15 protein-coding genes are annotated in these 16,580 nt (G+C 66.2%); 3 read left to right on the top strand and 12 right to left on the bottom strand.

Going from position 1 to position 16,580, the window contains the following annotated elements; genetic code table 11:
* Positions 1-67 precede the first annotated feature (67 nt).
* A complete protein-coding gene (locus tag LQK81_RS12930; RefSeq protein ID WP_230806742.1) occupies positions 68-526 on the top strand; it encodes a DUF6790 family protein in 459 nt (152 codons plus the stop codon).
* A gap of 25 nt (positions 527-551) precedes the next feature.
* Here the strand turns inward: LQK81_RS12930 and LQK81_RS12925 are convergent, their stop codons facing one another.
* The 11 genes from LQK81_RS12925 to LQK81_RS12875 form a co-directional block, all read right to left on the bottom strand.
* Positions 552-1,298 (bottom strand): SDR family NAD(P)-dependent oxidoreductase, encoded by a 747-nt coding sequence (locus LQK81_RS12925; RefSeq protein WP_230806741.1) that lies wholly within the window; start codon positions 1,296-1,298, stop codon positions 552-554.
* A gap of 43 nt (positions 1,299-1,341) precedes the next feature.
* Positions 1,342-2,244 carry a carbohydrate ABC transporter permease gene (locus LQK81_RS12920; protein WP_230806740.1) on the bottom strand — a complete coding sequence of 301 codons (903 nt, stop codon included), beginning with the start codon at positions 2,242-2,244 and terminating at the stop codon, positions 1,342-1,344.
* A gap of 13 nt (positions 2,245-2,257) precedes the next feature.
* Complete coding sequence (locus tag LQK81_RS12915) at positions 2,258-3,190, bottom strand: carbohydrate ABC transporter permease (protein ID WP_230806738.1); 933 nt, start codon at positions 3,188-3,190, stop codon at positions 2,258-2,260.
* A 119-nt stretch (positions 3,191-3,309) separates the two neighbouring features.
* Entirely contained in the window at positions 3,310-4,617 is a 1,308-nt protein-coding gene (locus LQK81_RS12910; RefSeq protein ID WP_230806737.1) for an ABC transporter substrate-binding protein, read from the bottom strand.
* A gap of 160 nt (positions 4,618-4,777) precedes the next feature.
* The gene (locus LQK81_RS12905; protein ID WP_230806735.1) at positions 4,778-5,845 is read right to left on the bottom strand and encodes an ABC transporter ATP-binding protein; all 1,068 of its coding nucleotides are present in this window, start codon (positions 5,843-5,845) and stop codon (positions 4,778-4,780) included.
* Positions 5,846-5,948: 103 nt separating this feature from the next.
* On the bottom strand, positions 5,949-6,725 hold the full coding sequence (locus tag LQK81_RS12900; protein ID WP_230806733.1) for an SDR family oxidoreductase: 777 nt from the start codon (positions 6,723-6,725) through the stop codon (positions 5,949-5,951).
* Positions 6,725-7,708: a D-erythronate dehydrogenase gene (denD, locus tag LQK81_RS12895; RefSeq protein WP_230806731.1), complete on the bottom strand. Its 984-nt coding sequence runs from the start codon at positions 7,706-7,708 to the stop codon at positions 6,725-6,727. Before denD ends, LQK81_RS12900 begins: the two co-directional genes overlap by 1 nt.
* Positions 7,709-7,750: 42 nt before the next feature.
* Positions 7,751-8,524, bottom strand: a complete 774-nt coding sequence (locus LQK81_RS12890; RefSeq protein ID WP_230806729.1) for a FadR/GntR family transcriptional regulator — start codon at positions 8,522-8,524, stop codon at positions 7,751-7,753.
* A 200-nt stretch (positions 8,525-8,724) separates the two neighbouring features.
* Entirely contained in the window at positions 8,725-9,366 is a 642-nt protein-coding gene (gene otnC / locus LQK81_RS12885) for a 3-oxo-tetronate 4-phosphate decarboxylase (protein WP_230806726.1), read from the bottom strand.
* Positions 9,363-10,628: a 3-oxo-tetronate kinase gene (gene otnK, locus LQK81_RS12880; protein WP_230806725.1), complete on the bottom strand. Its 1,266-nt coding sequence runs from the start codon at positions 10,626-10,628 to the stop codon at positions 9,363-9,365. Before otnK ends, otnC begins: the two co-directional genes overlap by 4 nt.
* 22 nt (positions 10,629-10,650) lie before the next feature.
* Positions 10,651-11,652 carry a LacI family DNA-binding transcriptional regulator gene (locus LQK81_RS12875; protein WP_230806723.1) on the bottom strand — a complete coding sequence of 334 codons (1,002 nt, stop codon included), beginning with the start codon at positions 11,650-11,652 and terminating at the stop codon, positions 10,651-10,653.
* A 116-nt stretch (positions 11,653-11,768) separates the two neighbouring features.
* On the opposite strand from LQK81_RS12875, the gene ltnD reads away from it, so the two are divergent.
* Both ltnD and otnI read left to right on the top strand, forming a co-directional pair.
* Positions 11,769-12,710 carry an L-threonate dehydrogenase gene (gene ltnD, locus LQK81_RS12870; protein ID WP_230806721.1) on the top strand — a complete coding sequence of 314 codons (942 nt, stop codon included), beginning with the start codon at positions 11,769-11,771 and terminating at the stop codon, positions 12,708-12,710.
* Between the two features lies 1 nt (position 12,711).
* Positions 12,712-13,494 carry a 2-oxo-tetronate isomerase gene (gene otnI / locus LQK81_RS12865; RefSeq protein ID WP_230806719.1) on the top strand — a complete coding sequence of 261 codons (783 nt, stop codon included), beginning with the start codon at positions 12,712-12,714 and terminating at the stop codon, positions 13,492-13,494.
* Positions 13,495-13,501: 7 nt separating this feature from the next.
* Here the strand turns inward: otnI and LQK81_RS12860 are convergent, their stop codons facing one another.
* Positions 13,502-16,576: an efflux RND transporter permease subunit gene (locus LQK81_RS12860; protein ID WP_230806717.1), complete on the bottom strand. Its 3,075-nt coding sequence runs from the start codon at positions 16,574-16,576 to the stop codon at positions 13,502-13,504.
* Between the last annotated feature and the right edge of the window lie 4 nt (positions 16,577-16,580).

Here is a 16,580-nt window from a genome sequence, read left to right as displayed (position 1 = left end):
TGAGAAAGCGCTTGTACAACAACCTCCGCAATCTATGATGGCATCCTGCGCAAACCGGGGGATACCGATGTACCTGCTGATGCTCTTGGCCCTGATGGTCGTCCTTCCGATCGCCTCGATCCTGATCGAGCAACTGTCCGGCACAGACGCCAGCCTGTTGTTTCTGATCGGCAAATGGTTCGTGTTCTGGATCGTCGGCGTCCGGCTCCTCCTCGCCGGCGTTCGGCAGGTGATGCAGCCCTCGTTCACGGCGACGACGATCTTCCGGATCAAAGACCCGGAAGCCGAGAAGCTCGTGACCGAGATCGGCTTCGGCAATCTCGCCATGGGACTGGTCGGGGTGCTGACGCTTCTGGAGCCGGCCTGGGTCGTTCCTGCGGGCATCACCGGCGGGCTCTACCTGGGGCTCGCCGGCATCAAGCACGCCATGAATACGGGCCGCAGCAGGGCGGAGAACATCGCCATGCTCACCGACTTCTTCGCCGCCGCCGTCATCGCCCTCGGCGTGATTGCGCGCCTGGCCTGATCGCCACAGCGGCCACCCCGTCCGTTCAGTAGGTCGCCCGTCCGCCCGAAAGGTCGAACACGGCGGCCGTGGTGAAGCTGTTCTCCTTCGACACCAGCCAGGCCACCATCGAGGCGGCCTCCTCGACCTCGAGGAACCGTCCGCGCGGAATGCGCGAACGCATGTATTCGATGAACTCCGGCGTCAGTTGCTCGAGGATGCGCGTCTCGGCCGTGGCCGGCGTGATGCAGTTGACGGCAATGTCGTAGGAGGCCAGTTCCTTGCCGAGCGACTTGGTCAGCCCGATCACGCCCGCCTTCGAAGCCGAATAGGCGGACGCATTCGGATTGCCCTCCTTGCCGGCGATCGAGGCGATGTTGACGATCCGCCCGTAGTTGCGCGCCTTCATGCCCGGCACGATCGCCCGGCAGACGTGGAAGGTGCCGTGCAGGTTGACGTCGACGATCTTCTTCCAGGTCGCGACGTCGTAGACGTCGAGCGCTGCCGCCGGACCGGCGATGCCGGCCGAATTGACGACGATCGAAATCGGCCTGCCGCCCGAGGCCGTTTCTGCCGCCGCCGCCTCGACCGCATTCCAGTCCGTCACGTCGACGCGAACCGCACGCGCCTGTTCACCGAGCGCCGCCGCCGCCTTTTCCAGAAGCGGAGCGTCCATGTCCCAGAGCGTCACCTTCGCCCCCGAGGCCACCATGCGCCGGGCCATGGCGAAACCCAGCCCTTGCGCGCCACCGGTGATGACGGCGTGCTGGCCTGCAAGATCAATCCGGTTCATCGGCAAATCCATCCTTGAAAAGAAGCGCTGAAAGACACGCGGGCTATTCCTTCACCGCGCCCGTCATCGACGACACGTAGTAGTCGACGAAGAAGGAATAGAGGATCACGACGGGCAGCGAGCCGAACAGAGCGCCGGCCATCAGTGATCCCCATTCGAACACGTCGCCGCGCACGAGCTCCGTCAGTACGCCGACGGGCACCGTCTTGTTCTCCGACGACTGGATGAAGGTGAGCGCATAGATGAATTCGTTCCAGGACAGGGTGAAGGCGAAGATGCCGGCCGAGATCAATCCGGGCACGGCGAGCGGCAGGATGATCTTCACCAGGATCTGCCAGCGCGATGCGCCGTCGACCAGCGCGCTTTCCTCCAGCTCGAACGGGATCGAGCGAAAGTAGCCCATCAGGAGCCAGGTGCAGAAGGGGATGAGGAACGTCGGGTAGGTGAAGATCAGCGCCAGCTTCGTATCGTACATGCCGAGCTTGAAGACGATGAAGGCGAGCGGGATGAACAGGATCGACGGCGGCACCAGATAGGCGAGGAAGATCATCAGCCCGACCGGCCGCGCACCGGTGAAGCGCACGCGCTCGATCGCATAGGCACCGAAGACCGAGGCCGCCAGCGACAGGAAGGTCGAGCAGACCGCGACCAGCATCGTGTTCCACAGCCAGCCCGGATAGGAGGTTTCGAACAGGAGGTACTTGATGTGGTCCAGCGTCGGCCCCACCACCCAGAACGGGCTGTAGTTGTTGTAGTCGGTCAGCTGCGCGTTCGGCTTTATTGCCGTGATCGCCATCCAGTAGAACGGAAACAGCAGCACGAAGACGAAGACGGCCATCGGCAGGTAGAGCGTGACGACCCGCCGCGGCAGGCGGTTGAGGTAGCTCATCCCCTCGGCATTGTCGGTCAGGACGTCGGGCTGGATCTTGGTGGTGGTCGTGTTCATCGTCTCTCTCCCCTCAATCCTGGCCGCCCTGCTGCCATTTGCGGCGCTGCAGACCGAAGAAGCTGAACATGATGGCGGCAAGCAGGAACGGGATCATGGCGACCGCGATCGCAGCCCCCTCGCCGAGTTGCCCGCCGGGGATGCCGCGTTGGAAGGACAGCGTCGCCATCAGATGCGTCGCATTTACCGGCCCGCCCTTGGTCAGCACGTAGATGAGCTGGAAGTCCGTGAAGGTGAACAGTACCGAGAACGTCATCACGACGGCGATGATCGGCGTCAGCATCGGCAGCGTCACATAGCGGAAGCGCTGCCAGTTGGTGGCGCCGTCGAGCGAGGCCGCCTCCTGCAGCGAGGCGGGGATCGTCTGCAGGCCGGCGAGCAGCGAGATCGCCACGAAGGGGATGCCGCGCCAGACATTTGCCGCGATCACCGACATGCGCGCATTGGTCGGGTCGCCCAGGAAGTTGATCGGCCCGTCGATCAGCCCGAGCCGCATCAGCGACCACGACAGGATCGAGAACTGGCTGTCGAAGATCCACCAGAACGCCAGCGCCGAAAGCACCGTCGGCACCACCCAGGGCAGAAGCACGATGGCGCGGAAGAACGACTTCATCGGCAGGTTCTCGTTCAAAAGCAGCGCCAGCCACAGCCCGAGCGCGAACTTCAGGATCGAGGCGACCAGCGTGTAGAGCAGCGTGTTGAAGACGGCGAGCCAGAACACCTTGTCCTGTGAGAGGAACACGTAGTTTTCCAGCCCGATGAACACGCCGTCGCGGCCGATGCGGGTATCGGTGAAGCCGAGCCAGACGCCGAGACCCAGTGGATAGGTCAGAAAGCAGACGAGAAAGACGGCGGCCGGCAGCATGAAGAAGAAGCCGAGCAGGTTGTTGTTCTGCAGCCAGGGCGCCGACGTCGCTTTCGGCTGGGTCGTGGATACGGTCGTCATCGGGCGTCTCCGGCGATGCGGTTGCACGGAATTTCACTGCGGCGCCGGTGGCGCCGCGCGGGCGTTCCGGGAAGGCGCGGGGGAGAGTCCGCGCCTTCCCTTGGCGAGGCTGCGGGGGCTTAGACGCGATAGTAGCGGTTGGCCCGGCGCTCGGCCTCGACCATGGCCTCTTCCGGCGTCATCTGCCCGGTCACGGCTGCGGCGAACATGTCGACCAGCACGTAGTCGGCCATCGTGCCGGCGGATGCATAGCCGAGAGGTCCGGCATAGCCGTTCGGACGAAGCGTCTCGGACGCCTTGGCATAGGGAGCCAGGATCGGCGAGGAGGTCCAGACCGGGTTCTCGGCGAACGCCTTGAGCGGCTGGCAGCAATAGCCGCTCGCCGAAGAGATCCACGAGTTCATCTGGTCGGCCTCCATCATGAACTTGATGTAGGCCTTGGCCGCTTCCGGATACTTGGTGTGGCTGAACAAGAGCAGCGAGCTGGTCTGGTGCAGTTCCACGCTCTGGCCGATCGGGCCGATCGGGAAGTTGGTCGAGCGGATGTCGGCGGCGATCTCCGCCAGCGCCGGGTCGTTCTGCGCCGCATAATAGACCGAGACGCCGTTGGCGATCAGCGACACCTGGCCGGCCAGGAAGGCGCGGTTGTTGTTGATGTCCTGCCAGCTCTCCGTGCCGGGGATGAAGGTCTCGTAGAGCGCCTTGGCATAGTTGATCGCCTTCAGCGTCTCCGGGCTGTTGATGGTGACGGCGCCGCTCTCGTCCACCATCTTGCCGCCATGGCTCCAGAGCAGCCAGTGCGCATAGTTGTTGCCGTCGCCGACGGCCTTGCCGTGTGGGAAGCCTGCGGGCGTGCCCTTGGCCTTCATCGCCTTGCAGAGTTCGAGGAAGCCGTCGGTGTCGTTCGGGAACTCGTTGAAGCCGGCGGCCTTCATGTGGCTGTCGCGATAGACCACCGCGTTGCCGATCGCCGTCAGCGGGATGGCGATGAACTTGTCGTCACGGGCGGCATAGCCCTTCATGCCGTCGTACCAGCCGCCATACTTGCCGCCGAGATAGTTGGCGAGCTCGGTCATGTCGACGAGCTTGTCGGGATACTGGTGCGCATCGTCAAACCAGCACATCACCATGTCCGGGCCGGAGCCGACATTGGCGGCAACCGCAGCCTTCGGGCGGATGTCCTCCCAGCTCTCCTTGTCGATGCGGACCTCGACGCCGGTCGCCTCGGTGAACTTCGCGGTGTTGGCGAGCCAGGCGTCCTCGTCGCCCTTGACGAAGGGCGTCCAGCGCAGGAGCCTGAGGCTTGCGCCTTCCTCGGGCTTGTAGACCGGCTCGGCGGCCTGCGCGAAGGACGGCCGGATGCCGAGGCCGGCAATGCCGGCGGCAGCGGCGGATGCTGCAAGAAAATCACGTCTCTTGAAAGTCATGAAAGTTCCTCCTCGAAAAATACGGGAACGTCACATTCCGGCACCCGCCGTCCCGTTTGGCGGATGCATCGGCATCGGCTCCCGGCAGCGCCGGAAACGTCCGTCCCGGAAGCGGCATGGCGGGGCTCCTCTCCCCGGCATGCACGCATCCGCGACAGTATCAGTCGAACAGCCTGCCGCCGCTCTCGACATCGAAGAGATGCACGTGCTCGGCATCGATCTTCAGGTGGATGGTTTCGCCGGGCCGGACGTCGACCCGCTCGCGGAACACGCAGGTGACATCCGTACCGCCGAGGCGGACGATCATCTGCGTCTCGTAGCCGGTCGGCTCGATCACCACGACCTCGGCCGGCTGCCCCTCGCCCGCCAGCGCCATGTATTCGGGGCGCAGGCCGTAGACGAGGTCGCGGCCCTTTGCGGCGGCAGGCGGCCGGTGCACCGGCAGCGCGGTCCCGTCGGTCGCGACGAAGCGGGTCGGATCGGCCGGGTCGAGGCGGCCCTTGATCATGTTCATCGCCGGCGAGCCGATGAAGCCCGCGACGAAAAGGTTGGCCGGGCGGTCGTAGAGTTCGAGCGGCGCGCCGACCTGCTCGACGACGCCGTCATGCATCACGACGATCTTGTCGGCCATGGTCATGGCCTCGATCTGGTCGTGGGTGACATAGACCGTCGTGGTCTTCAGCCGCTGGTGCAGTTCCTTGATCTCGGCGCGCATGGCCACGCGCAGCTTGGCGTCGAGGTTCGACAGCGGCTCGTCGAAGAGAAACACCTGCGGATCGCGCACGATCGCACGGCCCATGGCCACGCGCTGGCGCTGGCCGCCGGAAAGCTGGCGGGGAAAGCGGTCGAGCAGCTTGGTCAGGCCGAGGATCTCGGCCGCCTCATTCACCCGCTTGTCGATCTCCGCCTTCGGCGAGCCGTTCAGCATCAGCGAGAACGCCATGTTGTCGGAAACCGTCATGTGCGGATAGAGCGCGTAGTTCTGGAACACCATGGCGATGTCGCGATCCTTCGGCGGCAGCGCGTTGACGGTGCGCCCGCCGATGCGGATCTCGCCGGCGGTGATGTTCTCCAGCCCCGCAAGCATCCTGAGCAGCGTCGATTTCCCGCAGCCGGACGGCCCGACCAGGATGACGAACTCGCCGTCCTCGATCTGGATGTCGACACCCTTGATCACCGGAAAGGCACCGAACGATTTTCTCACATCGACGAAGTCGACACCTGCCATCTGCGTTCCTCCCAGAACGTTGTTCCTCTTCCCCGGCCGCGTGCGGCGGGCCTCCCCAGGCCGTCTGCCGCCGCGCCGGGACGCATCCTCCTGCCGGCTGCCGCTACCCGCGGCCGACCAGCGGCATCTTGGTCGCCATCACCGTCATGGTCAGCACGTTCGCTTCCAGCGGCAGGCTTGCCATGTAGACGACGGCATCGGCGATATGCTCGACGGCGATCGTAGGCTCCGTCGCGATCTCGCCGTTCGCCTGGATTACGCCCGAGCTCATCCTCGACGTCATGTTCGTCGCTGCGTTGCCGATGTCGATCTGGCCGCAGGCGATGTCGAAGGGCCGCCCGTCGAGCGCGGTGGATTTCGTCAGCCCCGTGATCGCGTGCTTGGTCGCGGTATAGGGTGCCGAATGCGGGCGCGGCGTCGTGGCGGAAATCGACCCGTTGTTGATGATGCGCCCGCCGCGCGGCTCCTGTGCCTTCATGATCTTAAGCGCCTGCTGCGTGCAGAGGAAGGCGCCGGTGAGATTGGCGGAAACGACCTTGTTCCAGTGCTCGAAGGTCAGCTCTTCCATCGGGATCGTCGGCGCGCCGCTGCCGGCATTGTTGACCAGCAGATCCAGCCGGCCGAATTCGGAACGGACGGCGTCGAACAGGCGGGCGACCTGCTCGGAATCACCGATGTCGCAGGCAATCGCCCTGACTTTCGCCTCGCTCGCGCTGGCAATCTCCGCCGCCGCCTGTTCCAGCACATCCAGGCGCCGGCCGGTGATGACAACGGCATAGCCCTCGGCGGCCAGCGCTTCGGCGATGCCGCGCCCGACGCCCGTGCCGCCGCCGGTGACGACCGCGATCCGCCCCTTGCCCGTCTGCTCCCTGCGCGCCATCAGATCTTTCCTCCGAGTTCGTCCTCGATGTGGATGCGGATGATCTCGTCGAAGGTCGTCTCCGCCTTGAACCCGAGCGCGCTGGCGCGCCTGGCGTCGAAATCGGTCGCCCAGCCGGAGACGATCCGGCGGATGACCGGGTCGGGCTCGCGGCGGATCAGCTTGACTGCCTGTTCGCCGGCGACCCGCCTGAGCGCCTCGATCTCCTCGCCGACCAGCGCCGAGAGGCCCGGCATCGTCAGGTTGCGCCGGGGGCCGATCGCGGACGTGCCCATCCGCGCGGCATGAAGGAAGAAGCCGACCGCCGACCGCGGGCTGGCGAACCAGTGCCGCACGCTCTCGTCGACCGGAAGCACCGCCTCCTTGCCGGACAGGGGTTCGCGCAGGATGTTGGAAAAGAAGCCCGAGGCCGCCTTGTTCGGCGTGCCGGGACGGATGCAGATGGTCGGCAGGCGGATGCCGACGCCGTCGAAGATGCCGCGGCGCGTATAGTCCGCCAGCAGCAGCTCGCAGATCGCCTTCTGCGTGCCGTAGCTCGTCAGCGGCGTGGTGAAGAACTCGTCGCCGATCTTCTCCGGAAACGGCTCGCCGAAGACGGCGATCGACGAAGCGAAGATCACCTTCGGAGCGTAGGGCTCGCGCTGGCCCTCGTGCCGGATCGCCTCGAACAGCGCACGCGTGCCGTCGAGATTGACCCTGTAGCCCTTGTCGAAATCAGCCTCCGCCTCGCCGGACACGATCGCGGCAAGATGGAACACCAGATCGGGGCGCATCTCGACGAGCCGCCCGGCCTCGCCCGGCTGCGACAGGTCCACGGCCAGCGCCTTGCCGACCGAAGCCAGCGCCGGCGGAACGGCGGGCGCGATCACGTCGACGAGGGTCAGCCTGTCGACCTCCGCCCCGACCGCCGCCGGATCGGCCGCGATCGCTTCCACCAGTTTGCGGCCGATCATGCCGGCCGCGCCTATCACCATCACATGCATTCGCGGCCAACCCTCCCAGTTGTGCCGTCCGGAAGGTCCGGATCAGCGTGCCGTTTCGATCTTCGTCTCCTCCGAGCCCTGGCCGACCTCGGCCAGAAGCTCGCGTGTCGTCTCGTATATGCGTGTCAGGTGGTGCCGGAAGGCCGCGACGACGGCGTCGCGATCCCGCCGCCGCAGGGCGGCGACGATCTCGGCATGGTCTTCATAGCTGGCATCGATCGCGCCGGGACGCGACATGGCGATGCGCCGGTGGTTCATCATGTAGGTATAGAGGTCGGTGACGAAATCCGACAGAAGCGCGTTGCCGCAGGTACGATAGATCGCCAGGTGAAATTCCCGGTCGCAGATCAAAAACCGCATCGAATCGCTGCCGCCCAGCCTCTGCGCCTCCAGCAGGCTTTCCAGCTTGCCCAGCGTCTCGGCGTCGATCCGTTCCGCCGCATCGCCCACGACCTTCAGTTCGATATGCAGCCGTGCCGCATGGACCGCTTCGAGGTCGTAGGCGTCGATGGCGTTGGGCGTGGCGATCGTCACGGTCAGGTTGCCGAGATCGACGTTTGCGACCCGTGTCCTGCTGCCCTGGGAGACCTCCACGATCCCCCGCGCCGCCAGCGACTGGATCGCGCCGCGCACCGTCTCCCGGCTCACATGCAGCACCTGCGCCAGCTCCCGCTCGCCGGGAATCTCGTCGCCCGGATGCAGCATGTTGGTGGCGATCAGCACCATCAGCTTCTCGGCGATCACGTCACGCGCGGTGCGACGGTCGAGGCTGTGCCCGACTTTCGGCATCTGCGTGAGGATCGGACGTCCGCCCATGCACCGTACCCGCTGATAACTGACTACTGGTTGGTCCACCAGATCAGTTGCGATTGAACGGTCAAAAGTATGACTAGTCAATCCAACTTCGTCGCGGCGACGCACCAAATAACGCCGGCTTGATTGTGCGTCGCGATAGCGGGTGCTGCGCGCGTGACCGGCCGTTGCCGGCGGCCGGGCAATCGAAGGCACAGTCCGCCTCACTTCCGCGCCAGCGCGTCGCGCTGCTCGGCCGTCAGCGGCCGGATGCGCTCGCCCCGCAGCATCAGAAAAAGCTTGGCAGTCTCCTCCAGTTCTTCGGTGGCATATTGCGCCTCGCGCAGCGTCGCGCCGGCCACCACGGGGCCGTGGTTGGCAAGCAGCACCGCATGGCTCTCGCGCGCCTTCTCCGCCACTGCCCCGGCAAGCGCGGCATCGCCCGGGGGATAGTAGGGAACGAGCGGCAGCCGGCCCACGCGCATGGCGTAGTAGGCCGTCAGCGGCGGAAGCAGGTCGGCCTCGTCCAGCCCCTCGATGATGCTGACGGCGACCGCATGCGTGGAATGCAGGTGCACGACGGCGCCGGCCTCCCCCCGCTCGCAGTACATGCACTGATGCAGGAACGCCTCCTTGGTCGGCTTGTCGCCCGACAGGTGGACGCCCTCCGCCGAGAACTTCGAAAGCCGCCCCGGATCGAGCGTGCCCAGCGAGGCATTCGTCGGCGTCATCAGCACCTCGCCGCTCGAAAGCCGTGCGCTGATGTTGCCGGTCGAGCCGAAGGTGAACAGCCGGTCGAACAGCGACCTGCCGACCGTCGCGATCTCGTCGCGCAGGCGCGTCTCCTCCGACAGGATCGCCGTCATGCCAGCACCTTCCAGGCCTTCGAGAAGAAATCGACGCCGCCGAAATTGCCCGACTTCAGAGCCAGCGCCACCGGCCTTTCGTCGCCGAGGCTGTGGGTCCACGGCACGCCGGGATCGATCTCCGGGCCGATCAGAAGCGCGGAAACACCAAGCGCGCCGACGACGGCGCCAGACGTCTCGCCGCCGGCGACGAGGAAGCGGGAAAACCCGCGGTCGCGCAGAGCGACGGCGACGTCTGCGAGAAAATGCTCCACCACGTCACCGGCGCGCTCGCGTCCGAGCCTTGCCTGCGCGGCGCGGACGCGGTCCGGCTCGGCGCTGGAATAGACGAGCGGCACACGGTCGGTTTCCGCTACCAGCCGGTCTACGATCTCCTGCGGCGATACGCTGCCGTCGGCGATCGCAAGCGGATCGATCCTGAACGATGGCGTGCCTGCCGCGATGGCAGCCTCGATCTGGCCGCGCGTCGCAGCCGAGCAGGAGCCGGCCAGCATGACCGCGCGACCGCCCGGCGCCTCGAACCGGCGGGAGCCGGCACCGTGATCGAGCAGACCGCCGCGGCGGAAGTTCTCCGGCAGGCCGAGCGCGATGCCCGAGCCGCCGGTGATGAGCTTCAGGTCCGCTGCCGCCTCGCCGATCACGCGCAGATCGTCGTCGGCGATCGCATCGACCACGACCACGGCCTGGCCGTCTGACCGCGCCCTGGCGAAGGCGTCCCGCACCGCCGCCGGCCCCTTGGCCACCGTGTCGCGCGTCACAAGGCCGACGGCGAGGCGCGTCTGCGCCTGCATCAGCCGGACGACGCTGGAATCGGTCATCGGCGTGAGCGGGTGGTCCTTCATCGGGCTCTCCGACAGGAGCTGGTCGCCCACGAACAGATGCCCGCGATAGATCGTGCGTCCGTTCGTCGGAAAGGCCGGGCAGACGATCGTCAGATCCTCGCCGAGCGCTTCGACCAGCGCCTCCGTCACCGGCCCGATATTGCCGGCAGGCGTCGAATCGAAGGTCGAGCAATATTTGAAGATGATCTGGCGGGCGCCGGCGCCGACGAGGCATGAAAGGGCCTCGAGCGAGAGCGTGACCGCATCCGCGGCCGGAATGGTTCGGGATTTCAGCGCCACGACCACGGCGTCGATGCCCGTGAAGTCGAAGCCCTCCGGCGGCACGCCAACCGTCTGGACCGTCCGCATCCCCTCGCGCGCAAGCGTCAGGGCGAGGTCGGTCGCCCCCGTCAGATCATCGGCTATCGCCCCTAGAAGCATGGTATTCCTCCTGAAAATTCGTTCATGCCGTCGCACCGTCGACGATCTCGAAACCGGTATCGATGATCTGCGGCTCCGTCGGTCGCTCCCGCGCCTCCAGCAGCTTCTCCACGGCCGTCCGCCCGATCAGAAACCGGTTGGAGCGGATCGTCGACAGCGGCCGCGGCAGCGCCTGGCCGATGTCGAGCCCGTTGAAGCCGAAGAGCGCCAGCCGTTCGGGGATCGCCAGCCCGGCGCCGAGGCAGTGCATGAAGCCGCCGACCGCCATGTCGTCGTTCGAGAACACCACGGCATCGACGCCATGGCCGCCCCCGAGCAGCTGCGCCAGCGCCTCGCGTCCCGCCATCGTCGAGCTCGCGCCCTCGAAACGGAACTCGGCGGCAAGCGACAATCCGGCCTCCTGCAAACCCTGCCGCAAGCCCTCGTAGCGAAAATGGGCCCGCCGGTCGGCGCTCCAGTCATGGCCGACATAGCCGATGCGCCGATAGCCGCGACCGACGAGATGGCGCGCACTCTCCCGACCCGCGCGGCGATGGGAAAGCCCGACGGCGATGTCGATCGGCCGGTCGTCGATGTCCATCAGTTCAGCGATCCGGATCCCGCTCTGCTCAAGCATTCTTCGGCTCGTGTCCGTATGGTCGAAGCCGGTGGTGACGATCGCTGCAGGCTGCCAGGCGAGCAGCGAACTCAAGAGCTTCTGCTCCTGCAGGAGGTCATAATCCGTCACGCCGATCATCGCCTGGTAGGACGTGTCCGCAAGGGCCGCATGTATGCCGTGCAGCACCTCGGGAAACACGATGTTCGACAGCGACGGCAGAAGCACGCCGATGATGAGCGAGGACGACGAGGCCAGCGAGCCGGCGGCGCGGTTCGGCACATAGCCGAGGCTGTCGATCGCCGCGATGACCCGCTTTCGCGTCTCCTCGGCAATCGGCCCCTTGTTGCGGATGACGCGCGAGACGGTGTTCTCGCTCACCGCCGCCAGCCGCGCCACATGCGCCAGAGTGGGCGCCTCCCGTTGCATCGTCGGACCATCCTCCTCGAAATTATCTCAGCGCTAACATAAACTCTTGAACCTGGCTAGAGGATATGGTTTGTAAAAGTGTTAGCGCTGAGATTTATCCAGAGGGAGGGAAATCCATGTCCAGTCGCCGCGCCGCCGTTGCCGTGATCGGCCTGGGCTCGATGGGGCTTGGAATGGCCCGCTCCCTCCTGCGCGGCGGCCATGAGGTGCACGGCTTCGACGTCAGTTCCGCCGCACTCGCAGCCCTCCGGGACGCCGGCGGCAAGGCCTGCGCCAGTCCGGCCGATGCTGCCGCCTCGGCGGACATTGCCGTGGTCGTGGTGGTCAACGCCGCCCAGACCGAAACCGTCCTGTTCGGCGACGGCGGCATCGTCGATGCGCTGAAACCCGGATCGGCGATCATATCCTGCGCCACCATCGCACCGGCCGAGGCGAAGGACTTCGCAAGGCGTGCGGGCGAACGCGGCCTCCACTATGTCGATGGCCCGATCAGCGGGGGCTCGGTCAAGGCCAATAGCGGCGAACTCACCTTCATGGCCTCCGGCGCGCCCGAAGCCTTCGCCGCCGCAAGACCGGCGCTCGATGCCATGGCCGCCACCGTCTACGAGCTGGGGGACCAGCCGGGCATCGGCTCGTCCTTCAAGATCGTCAACCAGTTGCTCGCCGGCGTCCATATCGCCGCCGCCTGCGAGGCGATCACCTTCGCAAGCAGCCTCGATCTCGACATTTCCCGCGTCTTCGAAGTGATCACGAAATCGGCCGGCAACAGCTGGATGTTCGAAAACCGCATTCCGCACGTACTTGCCGGCGACTACACGCCCCACAGCGCCGTATCCATCTTCACCAAGGATCTCGGCATCGTCTCCGATATCGGCCGTCGGCAGAAGTTCCCGCTGCCGATCGCAAGTGCGGCGCTCCAGCTCTTCATCATGACCGAGGCCGCCGGCATGGGGCGCGACGACGACAGCTCCGTCGCGCGCCTTCTCGCAAGGATCGCCGGCGTCGACCTGCCGGGCACCGGTCAGGATCCCGGGACGGACACAGGACAGGACACCTGACATGCCGCGTTTCGCCGCCAACCTCACCATGATGTTCAACGAGCATGCCTTCCTGGACCGCTTCCAGGCAGCAGCCGATGCCGGCTTCAAGGCCGTGGAATACCTGTTCCCCTATGACGATCCGGCGGACACCGTGGCCGGACGGCTGGAGGCTGCCGGGCTGGAACAGGCGCTCTTCAACATGCCGCCCGGCAACTGGTCGGACGGCGACCGCGGGCTGGCCGCCCTGCCGGACCGCGCCCAGGAATTCCGCGCCTCGGTCGATACCGCCATCCGCTATGCCAGGGTCATCGGCACACCGCTGCTGCACATGATGGCAGGGCTCGCCGATGCCCGCGATCCGCAAGCGATCCGGTGCTATCGCAATTCGCTGCGATACGCCGCGGACCGGACCGGGGAAGCGGGCGTCGGGCTCGTGATCGAGCCCATCAACGGCCGCGACATGCCGGGCTATTTCCTCAACGACTTCGACCGTGCGCTCGGTTTCGTCCGCGAACTCGACCTGCCCCATGTCCGGCTGCAGTTCGATATCTACCATCGCCAGATCCTGCATGGCGACCTGACCATGGCGCTGCGCGCGATGATGCCGCATATCGGCCATATCCAGACCGCGGCCGTGCCGTTGCGCAACGAGCCGGGCACCGGCGAACTGGACGACGCCCGGATCTTTGCCGAGATCGACGCGCTCGGCTATGCCGGCTTTGTCGGCTGCGAATATCGCCCGAAGGCGGCCACGGTGGACGGTCTCGGCTGGCTGAAGGCCCTCGGCGGGGGCAGCAGCTGAGCGGGATCTACTCCGCCGCCGCGGGCAGGTATTCGACGTTCGCCGGCGCTTCCTCGGCCTCGATCCTGCGCCCGAACACGGAATAGACCATCGGCACGACGAAGAGCGTGAGCAGCGTGCCGAACGACATGCCGCCGACGATGACCCAACCGATCTGCTGGCGGCTCTCCGCACCGGCGCCCGCAGCGAGCGCCAGCGGCACCGCGCCCAGCACCATCGCACCGGTCGTCATCAGGATCGGCCGCAGGCGGAGCACGGCGGAATCGATGACGGCCGCCAGCCGCCCCTCTCCCGCCTCCTGCTGCTGGTTGGCGAACTCGACGATCAGGATGCCGTGCTTGGTGATCAGGCCCACTAGCGTCACCAGGCCGATCTGCGAATAGACGTTCAGCGAACCGCCCGTGAAGTAGAGCGCCGCCAGCGCCCCGGTCATCGACAGCGGCACCGAGATCATGATGATCAGCGGATCGCGGAAGCTCTCGAACTGGGCGGCGAGAACGAGATAGATGAAGCCGAGCGCCAGGACGAAGACGACCGCAAGGCTCTGGCCGGAAGCGAGGAATTCGCGGCTCGGGCCGGAGACGTCCGTCTGGACGTTCTCGGGCAGGACCTGGTCGGCGATGCTGTTCATCCGGGCGAGCACCTCGCCGGTCGAATAGCCCGGCGCGAGATTGGCCGAGACCGTCACCGAACGCATCTGGTTGAAGCGCTTGAGTTCCTGCGGCGCCACCGTCTCGGTCACCTTCACGACGTTCGCCAGCTGCACCATCTCGCCGCTGGCGGACCGCAGGAAGATCGTCGACAGCGTCGACGGCGAGGCGCGGTCGGCCGCGGCCAGCTGCACGTAGACGTCATACTGCTCGCCGTCGATCTCGAAGCGGGTGACCTGCCGGCTGCCGAGCAGCGTCTCCAGCGTCCGGCCGACGACGGCGACATCGATGCCCATGTCGGAGGCCTTGTCGCGATCGATCTCGATCGTCATCTCGGGCTTGTTCAGCTTCAGGTCGGTATCGACGTTGGTGACGCCGGGATAGTCGGACAGTTGCTCGAGGAAGGACTTGCTCAGCCGGTCGAGCTCTTCATAAGTGCCTGAGCTCTGCAGCACGAATTCGATCGGACGCGCATTGTTCGAGGTGCCGAGCGACGGCGGATTGCTGGCAAAGGCGTTCACGCCGGCGATGCGGCGAAGCTTGGGCAGCAACTCGGCGACCAGTTCCTGCTGCGAGCGGCCGCGCTCGTCCCAGGCCTTCAACCGTCCCATGACCAGGAAGCGGTTGACCTCCGGCATGCCGTTGATGGTCTGGATGCTGCCGACTTCGCTGATCGGCTTGAGCAACTCCTCGACCTGCCGGGAATAGCGCTCGGTATAGGCGAGCGTCGAGCCTTCGGGCGCCGTGCCCATGACCCGGATCACGCCGCGGTCCTCTACCGGCGCCAGTTCCTGGGGCAGCTGCAGGTAGAAGTAGACGCTGCCGAACGCGACGACGGCCGCCAGCACGGCAACGACAGGCCGGATCCGCAGCGACGCCGACAGCAGGCGGCGGTACCCGCTTTCGAGCCCGGTCAGGCCGCGCTCGATGAAGGCCGAGACGCGCCCCGGCTTCTCCTGGTGCCTGAGCAGCTTCGAGCACATCATCGGCGTCAGCGTCAGGGCCACGAAGCCCGACACCAGGACCGCGCCGGCCAGCGTCAGCGAGAATTCGAGGAACAACCGCCCGGTGCGTCCGGCGGCGAAGGCGACCGGCGCATAGACGGCAGCCAGCGTCAGCGTCATGGCGATGACGGCGAAGCCGATCTCGCGCGTTCCCTTGATCGCCGCCGGCACGGGTTTCATGCCGTTCTCGATGTGCCGGAAGATGTTCTCCAGCACGACGATGGCGTCGTCCACGACGAGGCCGATCGCCAGCACCATGGCCAGCAGCGTCAGCGTGTTCACGCTGAAGCCGAGCGCATACATGATGGCGCAGGTCGCGATCAGCGAGATCGGGATGGTGACGATCGGGATGATCGACGCGCGGGCGGATCTGAGGAAGAGCACGATCACGATCAGCACCAGCACGATCGCTTCGACGATCGTGTGGTAGACGGCGCTGATCGCCTCGTCGATGAACACCGAATTGTCGTTGCCGACGGCGCCGGTCATGCCCTCTGGAAGATTGGCGTTGATGTCGGGCAGGATCGCCTGCACGCCGGCCGAGACGTCGAGCGGGTTCGCCACCGCCTGCTTGATGACGCCGACGACGATGGCGCTCTCGCCGTTGAAGCGACCGGCCCGCCGCTCGTCTGCCGCGCCGAGCTCGACGCGCGCCACTTCGCCGAGCCGCACCAGCACGCCCTCACCGCGCTTGACGACGATCCTCTCGAACTGCTCGACATTGCTGAGCGAGGTCTTGGACAGCACCGTGAACTCGCGATCCGCACTTTCCAGCCGCCCGGCCGGGATCTCGACGTTCTGCGCCTCGAGCGCGTCCTCCACGTCCTGCACGGTCAGCCCGAGCGAGGCGAGGCGCTCCCGGTCGATCCAGATGCGCATGGCATAGCGGCGCTCGCCATAGATCTGCACGTCGGCGACGCCGTTCACGTTCTTGAATCGGTCGACGATGTTGCGGTCGACATAGTCCGTCAGGTCCAGCGGGCTCAGCCGGTCGCTGCGGAAGACGACGAACACCACGGGCTGCGCGTCGGCCTCCACCTTCGAGATGACCGGCTCGGTGATCTCGTCCGGCAACTGCCGGCGCACGCGGCTCACCCGGTCGCGCACGTCGCTGGCGGCCACGTCCGGATCGACCTCGAGGCGGAAGCGGACGGTGATGCGGCTCGATTCGGCCCGGCTCGTCGATTCCAGCACGTCGATGCCGGCGATGCCGGCGATCGATCCTTCCAGGACCTGCGTCACCTGGCTTTCGATGATGCTCGCCGAGGCGCCGGGATAGGAGGTGACGACTGAAACGACGGGCTCGTCGATGCTCGGATATTCGCGAACCGCCAGGCGCTCATAGGAGACGACCCCGATCAGCAGCATCAGGAGGCTGAGGACGGTGGCGAAGACCGGCCGCCGGATGCAGAGTTCGGAAATGCCCATCCTG

The organism is Rhizobium sp. GN54, assembly GCF_021026345.1.
Taxonomy (GTDB): domain Bacteria; phylum Pseudomonadota; class Alphaproteobacteria; order Rhizobiales; family Rhizobiaceae; genus Mycoplana.
Note: the sequence above shows the minus strand (reverse complement) of the source record. Positions and strands in the feature narration are given on the sequence as shown.

Excerpts from the sequence above, each read along its gene's own strand:
- LQK81_RS12930 (WP_230806742.1), top strand. The coding sequence starts at position 68 with ATGTACCTGCTGATGCTCTTGGCCCTGATGGTCGTCCTTCCGATCGCC.
- LQK81_RS12925 (WP_230806741.1), bottom strand. The coding sequence starts at position 1,298 with ATGAACCGGATTGATCTTGCAGGCCAGCACGCCGTCATCACCGGTGGC.
- LQK81_RS12920 (WP_230806740.1), bottom strand. The coding sequence starts at position 2,244 with ATGAACACGACCACCACCAAGATCCAGCCCGACGTCCTGACCGACAAT.
- LQK81_RS12915 (WP_230806738.1), bottom strand. The coding sequence starts at position 3,190 with ATGACGACCGTATCCACGACCCAGCCGAAAGCGACGTCGGCGCCCTGG.
- LQK81_RS12910 (WP_230806737.1), bottom strand. The coding sequence starts at position 4,617 with ATGACTTTCAAGAGACGTGATTTTCTTGCAGCATCCGCCGCTGCCGCC.
- LQK81_RS12905 (WP_230806735.1), bottom strand. The coding sequence starts at position 5,845 with ATGGCAGGTGTCGACTTCGTCGATGTGAGAAAATCGTTCGGTGCCTTT.
- LQK81_RS12900 (WP_230806733.1), bottom strand. The coding sequence starts at position 6,725 with ATGGCGCGCAGGGAGCAGACGGGCAAGGGGCGGATCGCGGTCGTCACC.
- denD (WP_230806731.1), bottom strand. The coding sequence starts at position 7,708 with ATGCATGTGATGGTGATAGGCGCGGCCGGCATGATCGGCCGCAAACTG.
- LQK81_RS12890 (WP_230806729.1), bottom strand. The coding sequence starts at position 8,524 with ATGGGCGGACGTCCGATCCTCACGCAGATGCCGAAAGTCGGGCACAGC.
- otnC (WP_230806726.1), bottom strand. The coding sequence starts at position 9,366 with ATGACGGCGATCCTGTCGGAGGAGACGCGCCTGCGCGACGAGATCGCG.
- otnK (WP_230806725.1), bottom strand. The coding sequence starts at position 10,628 with ATGCTTCTAGGGGCGATAGCCGATGATCTGACGGGGGCGACCGACCTC.
- LQK81_RS12875 (WP_230806723.1), bottom strand. The coding sequence starts at position 11,652 with ATGCAACGGGAGGCGCCCACTCTGGCGCATGTGGCGCGGCTGGCGGCG.
- ltnD (WP_230806721.1), top strand. The coding sequence starts at position 11,769 with ATGTCCAGTCGCCGCGCCGCCGTTGCCGTGATCGGCCTGGGCTCGATG.
- otnI (WP_230806719.1), top strand. The coding sequence starts at position 12,712 with ATGCCGCGTTTCGCCGCCAACCTCACCATGATGTTCAACGAGCATGCC.
- LQK81_RS12860 (WP_230806717.1), bottom strand. The coding sequence starts at position 16,576 with ATGGGCATTTCCGAACTCTGCATCCGGCGGCCGGTCTTCGCCACCGTC.